This window comes from Paraclostridium benzoelyticum, from assembly GCF_001006285.1.
In the GTDB taxonomy this organism is placed as follows: domain Bacteria; phylum Bacillota; class Clostridia; order Peptostreptococcales; family Peptostreptococcaceae; genus Paraclostridium; species Paraclostridium benzoelyticum.
The window spans coordinates 1-8,469 of sequence record NZ_LBBT01000213.1; the positions used below are offsets into that span (position 1 = coordinate 1).

Annotated in this window: 11 protein-coding genes; 9 read left to right on the forward strand and 2 right to left on the reverse strand. The window is 28.1% G+C overall.

Annotated features, from left to right (window positions below; genetic code table 11):
* The first annotated feature begins 145 nt into the window (after window positions 1-145).
* From VN21_RS10210 to VN21_RS10235, 7 genes are all read left to right on the forward strand, one after another.
* Window positions 146-811: a DUF969 domain-containing protein gene (locus VN21_RS10210; RefSeq protein ID WP_046823176.1), complete on the forward strand. Its 666-nt coding sequence runs from the start codon at window positions 146-148 to the stop codon at window positions 809-811.
* Between the two features lie 14 nt (window positions 812-825).
* The gene (locus VN21_RS10215) at window positions 826-1,758 is read left to right on the forward strand and encodes a DUF979 domain-containing protein (RefSeq protein WP_046823177.1); all 933 of its coding nucleotides are present in this window, start codon (window positions 826-828) and stop codon (window positions 1,756-1,758) included.
* A 33-nt stretch (window positions 1,759-1,791) separates the two neighbouring features.
* Window positions 1,792-2,433 carry a pyroglutamyl-peptidase I gene (pcp, locus tag VN21_RS10220; RefSeq protein ID WP_035116513.1) on the forward strand — a complete coding sequence of 214 codons (642 nt, stop codon included), beginning with the start codon at window positions 1,792-1,794 and terminating at the stop codon, window positions 2,431-2,433.
* The gene (locus VN21_RS10225; protein WP_046823178.1) at window positions 2,427-2,843 is read left to right on the forward strand and encodes a gamma-glutamylcyclotransferase family protein; all 417 of its coding nucleotides are present in this window, start codon (window positions 2,427-2,429) and stop codon (window positions 2,841-2,843) included. The genes pcp and VN21_RS10225 overlap by 7 nt, the downstream gene beginning before the upstream one ends.
* A 201-nt stretch (window positions 2,844-3,044) precedes the next feature.
* Complete coding sequence (locus VN21_RS19415; RefSeq protein ID WP_226896696.1) at window positions 3,045-3,149, forward strand: SH3 domain-containing protein; 105 nt, start codon at window positions 3,045-3,047, stop codon at window positions 3,147-3,149.
* Window positions 3,150-3,219: 70 nt separating this feature from the next.
* Window positions 3,220-3,396 carry a L,D-transpeptidase family protein gene (locus tag VN21_RS19110; RefSeq protein WP_226896697.1) on the forward strand — a complete coding sequence of 59 codons (177 nt, stop codon included), beginning with the start codon at window positions 3,220-3,222 and terminating at the stop codon, window positions 3,394-3,396.
* Between the two features lie 111 nt (window positions 3,397-3,507).
* On the forward strand, window positions 3,508-5,619 hold the full coding sequence (locus VN21_RS10235) for a DNA topoisomerase III (RefSeq protein WP_046823179.1): 2,112 nt from the start codon (window positions 3,508-3,510) through the stop codon (window positions 5,617-5,619).
* 232 nt (window positions 5,620-5,851) lie between these two features.
* Here VN21_RS10235 and VN21_RS10240 read toward each other — a convergent pair whose 3' ends face one another.
* On the reverse strand, window positions 5,852-6,181 hold the full coding sequence (locus VN21_RS10240; RefSeq protein ID WP_046823180.1) for a hypothetical protein: 330 nt from the start codon (window positions 6,179-6,181) through the stop codon (window positions 5,852-5,854).
* A gap of 147 nt (window positions 6,182-6,328) precedes the next feature.
* On the opposite strand from VN21_RS10240, the gene VN21_RS10245 reads away from it, so the two are divergent.
* On the forward strand, window positions 6,329-7,102 hold the full coding sequence (locus tag VN21_RS10245) for a sugar phosphate isomerase/epimerase family protein (protein WP_046823181.1): 774 nt from the start codon (window positions 6,329-6,331) through the stop codon (window positions 7,100-7,102).
* Between the two features lie 52 nt (window positions 7,103-7,154).
* On the opposite strand, the gene VN21_RS10250 is transcribed toward VN21_RS10245, so the two are convergent.
* Window positions 7,155-7,637: a ferritin-like domain-containing protein gene (locus VN21_RS10250; protein ID WP_046823182.1), complete on the reverse strand. Its 483-nt coding sequence runs from the start codon at window positions 7,635-7,637 to the stop codon at window positions 7,155-7,157.
* 172 nt (window positions 7,638-7,809) lie between these two features.
* Between VN21_RS10250 and VN21_RS10255 the strand changes: the two genes are divergently transcribed.
* The gene (locus tag VN21_RS10255; RefSeq protein ID WP_046823183.1) at window positions 7,810-8,385 is read left to right on the forward strand and encodes a PepSY domain-containing protein; all 576 of its coding nucleotides are present in this window, start codon (window positions 7,810-7,812) and stop codon (window positions 8,383-8,385) included.
* Window positions 8,386-8,469: the final 84 nt, after the last annotated feature.

The following is an 8,469-nucleotide window of genomic DNA, read 5'->3' on the forward strand; positions in this document are numbered from 1 at the left end:
TATAGATTAAATGGGAAAAGTAAGAAATTAAACTAAATTATCTAAAAATTTAAAAAAATGTAAAAATTGATTGACAATAAATCTCATTTTAAATATAATTTGAAATAACATTATAAAGTTAATGAGTAAAGAAAGGAAGTAAAGCATGATAAAATTAATAGGTATTTTAGTTGTCATTTTAGGATTTGTGTTTAAAGTAGAAACTTTATTTACAGTATTAGTTGCGGGGATTGCGACTGGATTAGTGGCAGGAATGGATATTATGGATATTCTAAATACATTGGGGCAATCGTTTGCAGATAATAGAGCGGTATCATTATTTATAATGACTCTGCCAGTAATAGGAATACTAGAAAGATACGGATTAAAGCAAAGGGCTGTTTATTTAATACAAAAGCTTGGAAAGTTAACTACAGGAGGCGTATTTTCTATATATATGATAATAAGACAAATAGCTGGTGCGCTTTCAATAAGAATAAGTGGACATCCTCAATTTGTTAGACCTTTAGTTGAGCCTATGGCACAAGCAGCAGCAAAGAGTAAGTATAAAAATGTAGATGTAAAAGATGAAGAAGCTATAAAGGCTTTATCAGCAGCTAGTGAAAACTATGGAAACTTTTATGGTCAAAATTTATTCTCTGGGAGTTCAGGTGTATTATTAATAGCATCGACTTTAACTGGATTTGGATATGCAGTAAGCGAACTAGATATAGCTAAGGCTAGTATAATAATGGCTATAATAGCATTTTTAATTTCTGCATTACAAAACTATTTATTTGATAAAAAATTAAACAGAAAATATAACAAATAGGGGAGGACTAATAAGTGCAAAACTTTATAAATATAGGACTAGAATCGTTTTATGTTTTAATGGGAATTTTAATGCTAGTCATTGGTATTAAATCACTTAAAACAATTGATAATAATAAAAAATATGGAACATTTGCTTTCTGGGTATTACTTAGTTTACCATTTATATTTGGAAAAGTACTACCAGCAACATTTATTGGAGGAATATTAGTATTATTAAGTTTATTAACTCTTACTAAGCAAGTTGTGTTTGCAAAATACGAAGTTGCAACTGAAGAGTTTAGCCAAGCTAAATCAGAAAAAATAAAGAGTAAAATATTTTTACCTTCACTTATATTAGCATTTGCGGCAGTTGCGGTAGCTATGTCACTTTCTTCATATGCTAGTTCATCACAATTTGCAATAGGAGCTGGAGCAATAGTAGCACTTATAAGTGCATTTATAATCACAAGAGCAAAACCCAAAGAAGCAGTTGAAGATGGAGCAAGATTACTTCAACAAATGGGACCTACTAGTATGCTACCTCAATTACTTGTTGCACTTGGAGTTTTATTTACAAATGCAGGAGTTGGAGATGTAATATCTAATATGATATCAGGAGTGGTTCCAGCGGATAGTAGATTCTTTGGAGTAGTAGCTTATGTTTTAGGAATGGCGATTTTCACTATGATAATGGGTAATGCATTTGCAGCATTTTCAGTTATAACAGCAGGTATAGGGATACCTTTTGTATTATCTCAAGGTGCAGATCCAGCCATAGTTGGAGCTTTAGCATTAACAGCAGGGTATTGTGGAACTTTACTTACGCCTATGGCTGCAAACTTTAATATAGTACCAGCAGCATTACTAGAAGCTAAAGATCAATACAGTGTAATTAAATATCAGGCACCAGTTGCCATTGTATTATTAGCTATACACATATTTGTAATGTACACATTTGCATTTTAATTATTTAGTAAAATTCTAAAGGAGGAAAGTGGAATGAAAATATTAATAACAGGATTTGATCCATTTGGAGGAGAGCCTATAAATCCAGCTGAAGAAGCTGTTAAAAGAATAAAAGATGAAATAAATGGAGCTGAGGTTATAAAGCTGACTATACCTACAGTTAGAACAAAATCAGTTGAAGCTATAGAACAGGCAATAGATAAGCACAATCCAGATATAGTAATATCAGTTGGGCAAGCAGGCGGCAGATTTGATATAACTCCAGAAAGAGTAGCTATAAACCTAGATGATTTTAGAATAAAAGATAATGAAGGTAATCAAGTTGTTGATGAAACTATACAAATTGATGGACAGCCGGCATACTTCTCTAATCTACCAATAAAAGGTATGGTAAAACATATGAATGAAAATGGGATACCAGCATCAGTTTCAAACACTGCAGGAACTTTTGTTTGTAATCATGTAATGTATGGGATACTATATTTGATAGATAAAAAATATCCGAACATAAAAGGTGGATTTATTCATATACCATATATGACAGGACAAGTTATAGATAAGAAAAACATGCCTTATATGAGCTTAGATGAAATTGTTACTGGACTTGAATTAGCAATAGAAGCATGTACTATATATAATGAAGATATAAGAGCAATAGGTGGAGAAATATGTTAGTAAAAAAGATATTTGTATATGGTAGTTTAAGAAGCGATATGTTCAATTACAATATATATTTAAATGGAAAAGTAAAAAGTTCTAAAAAAGGATATATAAATGGCAGTTTATATCATTTAGACAACAAAGGTTACCCAGCGGTTGTAAAAGGTAATAAAAAGATTCTAGGGGAATTAATGGAACTTAATGATTTTGAAGCAACGTTAAAAGAACTAGATTATATGGAGAATTACCAGCTAGATGGATTTAACAATGAATATAATAGGAATGAAGTAGATGTTACTCTTCTAGATGGAAGTATAGAAAAGGCATATTTTTATGAGTACAATAAAGATGCTGAAATTAATAAAGATGATATATTAATTTCTATAGAATGTGGTGACTGGAAAGAATATATATCAAATAAATAAAGAATAAAAGCTATTTTAATAAAATTTTGTAATTTATTAGGATAGCTTTTTTATATTTAAGCCAAGGAAATTTTTACGTGCTATTCACCTATATATAAATAAGTACATAAAATTATATAAGTTATATAATAAGGATGTGTGTACTATTAAATATAGATAAGAATTTTATAAAAATAAATATGCTTCCACAACAATAAGTATATGCTCAAAAACTCAAACTTAAGAAAAGATCCCTCAACTAGTTCTGATATTATTACTGTTATTTCTAAAGGTTCTAAGGTTGAACTTATTGAAGCCTACAAATAATTTATTAGTAACTGATTTAAAAAATAAGTATACCTATATTTTTAAAAAAGATAATGATTCTTGAATACAGTTGTTTAAATGGAAATGTACTGTTGGAAAACCTAGCACTCCAACTATAACAGGAATTTTTTATATAGATGGAAGGTTAGGGCAAGCTTTAAGCCATGGTTGTATAAGGCTAGATACAGAAAATGCTAAATGTATATATAACAATATATTAGATACTACTACGGTGGTAGTACATTAAATGTATAAGGGAGTAGTACAAATGCAAATACCAAACTCCATTATATATTTAACATATATTAGGAAACTATGTTATTATATACTAAAGCATTAATGAAAGGAAAAAGATATAATGGGAAAAACACTAGTACTAGCAGAGAAACCTTCTGTAGGAAGAGATTTAGCTAGAGTATTAAATTGTAAAAATGAAAAAAATGGATATATAGAAGGTAGTAATTATGTAGTAACGTGGGCTCTTGGCCATTTAGTAACACTTGCTGAAACTGAAAGTTACTCAAATAAATATAAAAATTGGGATATAAACGATTTACCTATATTACCTAAATATTTAAAGACAGTAGTTATAAAAAAGACATCTAAACAATTCAACACAGTGAAAGCTCAACTAAATAGAAATGATATTGAATCGATTGTAATAGCTACAGATGCGGGTAGAGAAGGAGAACTTGTAGCAAGATGGATAATAGAAAAAGCACAAGTTAAAAAGCCTATAAAGCGTTTATGGATATCATCTAGCACAGATAAAGCTATAAAAGAAGGATTTTCAAAATTAAAGGATGGAAAAGAATACGAAAACTTATATCGCTCAGCGGTTGCTAGAGCAGAAGCTGATTGGTTAGTTGGAATAAATGCTACAAGAGCACTTACAACGAAGCATAATGCACAACTTTCTTGTGGTAGAGTTCAAACTCCTACTGTAAATATGGTTTACAAAAGAGAAGAGGAAATTCAAAAATTTAAACCAAAAGAATTCTATGGTATTAAATTACAAGCACCTATGTTTAGTTTAAACTGGGTAGACTCTAAGAATAATAGCCAAAATAGCTTTAATAAAGAAAAAGTAGAAAATATATTAACTAAGATAGAAAATAAAAATGCTGAGATATTAGAAGTTAATAAAAATTATAAAAAGAAATACTCACCAGGGTTATATGACTTAACAGAATTACAAAGAGATGCAAATAAAATATTTAATTTCTCTGCAAAAGAGACTTTATCTATAATGCAAAAACTATATGAACACCATAAGGTTCTTACATATCCTAGAACAGATTCTAAATACATTAGTACTGATATAGTAGACACTTTAAAGGATAGAGTTAGAGCTGTGAGTGTAAGTGACTATGCAAAAGTTTGTACTAAAATACTAAAAGACAAAATAAAAGCTAATAAATCATTTGTAGATAACTCTAAAGTAACAGATCACCATGCAATAATACCTACTGAGGAGAGAGTATTCTTAAGCGATTTAAGTGATAAAGAAAGAAAAATTTATGATTTAGTAGTAAAAAGATTTTTAAGTGTTTTAAGCGATCCTTTTGAATATGAACAAACAACTATAAAGGCTAACATAGAAGGTGAAACTTTTGTAGCTAAAGGTAAAAAAATTATTAAATTAGGATGGAAAGAAAACTATACTAATATAGATGAAGATGATGACAATGATCAAAATCTTCCAAACTTGAATAAAGGTGATATTATAAAGGTGGTTAAATGTAGCTTAACTAGTGGCAAAACACAACCTCCAAAACCATTAAATGAAGCTAGTTTATTAGCTCAAATGGAAAAAGAAGGTCTTGGAACAGTTGCAACTCGTGCAGATATAATAGAAAAGATTTTTAATTCATTCTTAGTTGAAAAAAGAGGAAAAGACATTTTTATAACATCTAAAGGAAAGCAATTATTAGAGTTAGTTCCTAGCGAGTTAAAATCAGCAGAGCTTACATCTTCTTGGGAGAAGAAGCTTAATGAAATATCATGTGGTAAGTTAAAGAAAGATGTATTTGTAAATGAAATGAAAAACTACACTAAAGATATTGTAAAAGATATAAAAAGTAGTGATGTAAAATTTAAACATGATAACTTAACTAAAAATAAGTGTCCTGAGTGTGGAAAGTATATGCTTGAAGTTAATGGGAAAAGAGGAAAGATGTTAGTTTGCCAAGATAGAGATTGTAACACTAGAAAGATGATCTCTACAACTACTAATGCTAGATGTCCTGTTTGCCATAAAAAACTTGAACTTAGAGGCGAAGGAGAAGGGAAGACTTTTGTTTGTAGCTGCGGACATCGTGAAAAATTAAGTAGTTTTAACAAGAGAAAGAAAGAAGAAAATAATAAAGCATCTAAAAGAGATGTTAATAAGTATTTAAAGAATCAAAATAAACAAGAAGAAAGTTTCAATAATCCTTTTGCAGAGGCATTAGCTAAACTTAAAAAATAGTTATTTAAATTAACATGAAGGGGTTATATGTATGATTTGATTAACAAGCTGAAAAGATGCTTGAAATGTCACTACATCATACATATAACCCCTTTTATTATTAAAATAAATCATTTTTTACTTTATTTCTGTTAACAATATTTGCTGGGAACTTACTTGAAATGATTAATTGATTTTATAGTTATTACATAGTTTACATAATTAAATTTAAGTAACTTGTAAGATTTATTTTTTAAGCTGTGAAAAAGTAATCCCAATAAGTATATATACTTAAAATAAATGCAACTAATGTGTAAGCAAGAGAGACAAAAAAAGGAGTGTTTTTAAAGAACTTAAGACCATAGTTACGAGTTGTTTCTTTATCAATTGATATTGAGGTCCAATAGTTTAAAAACCTATTATAGATGTTATCCTCTGTTGAAAAGAAGCCTATAACTGTTGTGAATAAAACTCCTATTATCAAAGACATGTCAAGAAAAGATATTTTTAAAGAATTGCTTATTAGGTGGTTCACTAAAACTATTATAAATAGAGTTAAGATTCCAATAAAAAGTTTTTTCAAATATATACCTCCTTAATTTATTTAATATAATTGTATAGATTTAAATAGATTTAATCAATAGAAAAAAGGGTAATCTAGTTACTATATATAATTATTAAAAATAAGTTATTCTTGTGATAAAGAATTTAAAACAAAGGTGGTGTAATGATGAAGGATATTAAGTTAGTAAAACTTATTGGAGATATAAATAAAAGCAATATAGATGAAATTAACAATTTAGGAATTGGAGTAGAAATTCAGAGTTTTCCGCAAAATATTTTGGATGAGGATTATAGTACAATAATAAGTGATTGTAAGAATAAATTAAAAAACTTTAGCAATGTAATATCATTACATGGATCTTCATTTGATTTAAATCCAGGGAGTACGGATAAAAAAGTTATTGAGTTAACTAAATATAGATACATGCAATCAGTTGAAATTGCCAAGGAAATAGGTGCTAAATATGTAATTTTTCATAGCCAACTAAACCCTTTATTAAGTGTAGATAAAATAAGAAAACTTAAGTTAGAAAATCAAATAAAATTTTGGCAAGATTTTATGAACGAAATTAATGATATAGATGTGACTATTTTATTAGAAAATGAGTATGATGAAAATCCTGAAGAAATTTTATATATTGTTGAATCAGTAAACTCTCCTAAACTTAGAATATGTTTAGATACAGGTCATATTTTAGCATACTCTAAAAAATCTTTAGAAGAATGGGTAGTGTCTGCAAAAGATTTTATAACGTATATACATTTGCATTTTAATGATGGCAAAAATGATTCTCATAGCAAACCAAGCTATGAACAACTAATTTATTTTAAAAACATAATAGAAGAAGCTAAAATAAACCCTATATTGTCGCTAGAATATAGCTTTGAAAATGAAGTAGAAGAAATAAATAGAGTAAGACATGTTTTGAGTCAAACATAAATAAAAAAGTGTAGTCAAAAAATATAAAATGACTACACTTTTTTATTTATGTCTATTTGGGGGAAGTTTCATTACCAGCAGTTATATTAGTATATATAAAGTTATATAAGTTACTGTGTCTTAATTCATCACTTAATATATTAAATACTTTATCTCTATAGTAAGTACTTGGTAATCCTTCGATTATTTCTCTATATTTTTTAACTGCATTTAATTCCCCATCCAATGCATCCTCTATGCCTACTCTAAAATTTTCAGGTGCAATAAAAGATTCTTTTTGAGGTAATGCCTCTTTACCAGTTATATTGGTATATATTTTTTTAAATGACTTATTATGACTAAGCTCATCATCTCGTATAGATTCTATAATTTTTTTAATTTTAGAGACTTGTCTTTTAGATAGGTTATCTGTAGGGATGTTATCTATTAGCCATTGATAAAACTCAGCAGCTGAGCTTTCATCCTCTACAGACGATTCTATTAAATTTATCGAATTTTGTAATTGCATAGGGTTAGGGTATATCCAATTATACATAATAATCCTCCTTATTTAATAATGCATTCTATATAAAATATGATTTAAGTCTTAAAAAGTTACATAATACTGTTATTTTTGGTATTTGAAATTGGGAGATATGTTTGAACATGTAAAAAGATGGTATATATATTAATGTTGAAATTTTAATAATTATTCAGGAGGGATATATATGAAGATTGACAAACCAATTATTATAGCATTAGGATTAGTTGTTATATGCGGGGTTGGAGTAAGTTATTCACTAGTAAAATATGACAAAGCAGAATACCTAACAAAAAATCAAGCAAAAAATATTATATTAGAAAAAGTACCAGATGGTAAGATATTAGAGTTTTCTTATGATAATGAAAATAATTCACCAAAGTATGAATCAGAAATAGTTAAGGATACTATGAAATACCAAGTGGATGTAGATGCTGAAACTGGTAAAATAATAAACTTTGAACAAGAAGTACTTAAAGATCAAAATGATCGAAAAACTTCAGACAAGCTAATAAGTGAAGATAAAGCTATAGATACAATGATTAATAAAGTTCCAAAAGCTACAGTTCAAAAATTTAACCTAGATAAAGATGGAGAAAATGCTGAGTATGAAGGTGTACTAACAAAAGCCGATACAAAATATGAAATAACAGTAGATGCAAAAACTGGAGATATAAAAGAGTTTAGTCATGAACAAATAAAAGTAAAAGACACAAAAGCAGATAAAGATAATCAATATGGAGATATAGAGATCAATGACTAAAATAAGAAAAGTGTAGTTATCTAAAGATAAAGAATTAGATGGTTACACTTTTCTTATTTTTATATAAATAAAATAGTATAGATT

What these genes read in the sequence shown, in the direction of transcription:
- VN21_RS10210 (WP_046823176.1), top strand. Translation starts at nt 146, where the DNA reads ATGATAAAATTAATAGGTATTTTAGTTGTCATTTTAGGATTTGTGTTT.
- pcp (WP_035116513.1), top strand. Translation starts at nt 1,792, where the DNA reads ATGAAAATATTAATAACAGGATTTGATCCATTTGGAGGAGAGCCTATA.
- VN21_RS10225 (WP_046823178.1), top strand. Translation starts at nt 2,427, where the DNA reads ATGTTAGTAAAAAAGATATTTGTATATGGTAGTTTAAGAAGCGATATG.
- VN21_RS19415 (WP_226896696.1), top strand. Translation starts at nt 3,045, where the DNA reads ATGCTCAAAAACTCAAACTTAAGAAAAGATCCCTCAACTAGTTCTGAT.
- VN21_RS10235 (WP_046823179.1), top strand. Translation starts at nt 3,508, where the DNA reads ATGGGAAAAACACTAGTACTAGCAGAGAAACCTTCTGTAGGAAGAGAT.
- VN21_RS10245 (WP_046823181.1), top strand. Translation starts at nt 6,329, where the DNA reads ATGAAGGATATTAAGTTAGTAAAACTTATTGGAGATATAAATAAAAGC.
- VN21_RS10250 (WP_046823182.1), bottom strand. Translation starts at nt 7,637, where the DNA reads ATGTATAATTGGATATACCCTAACCCTATGCAATTACAAAATTCGATA.
- VN21_RS10255 (WP_046823183.1), top strand. Translation starts at nt 7,810, where the DNA reads ATGAAGATTGACAAACCAATTATTATAGCATTAGGATTAGTTGTTATA.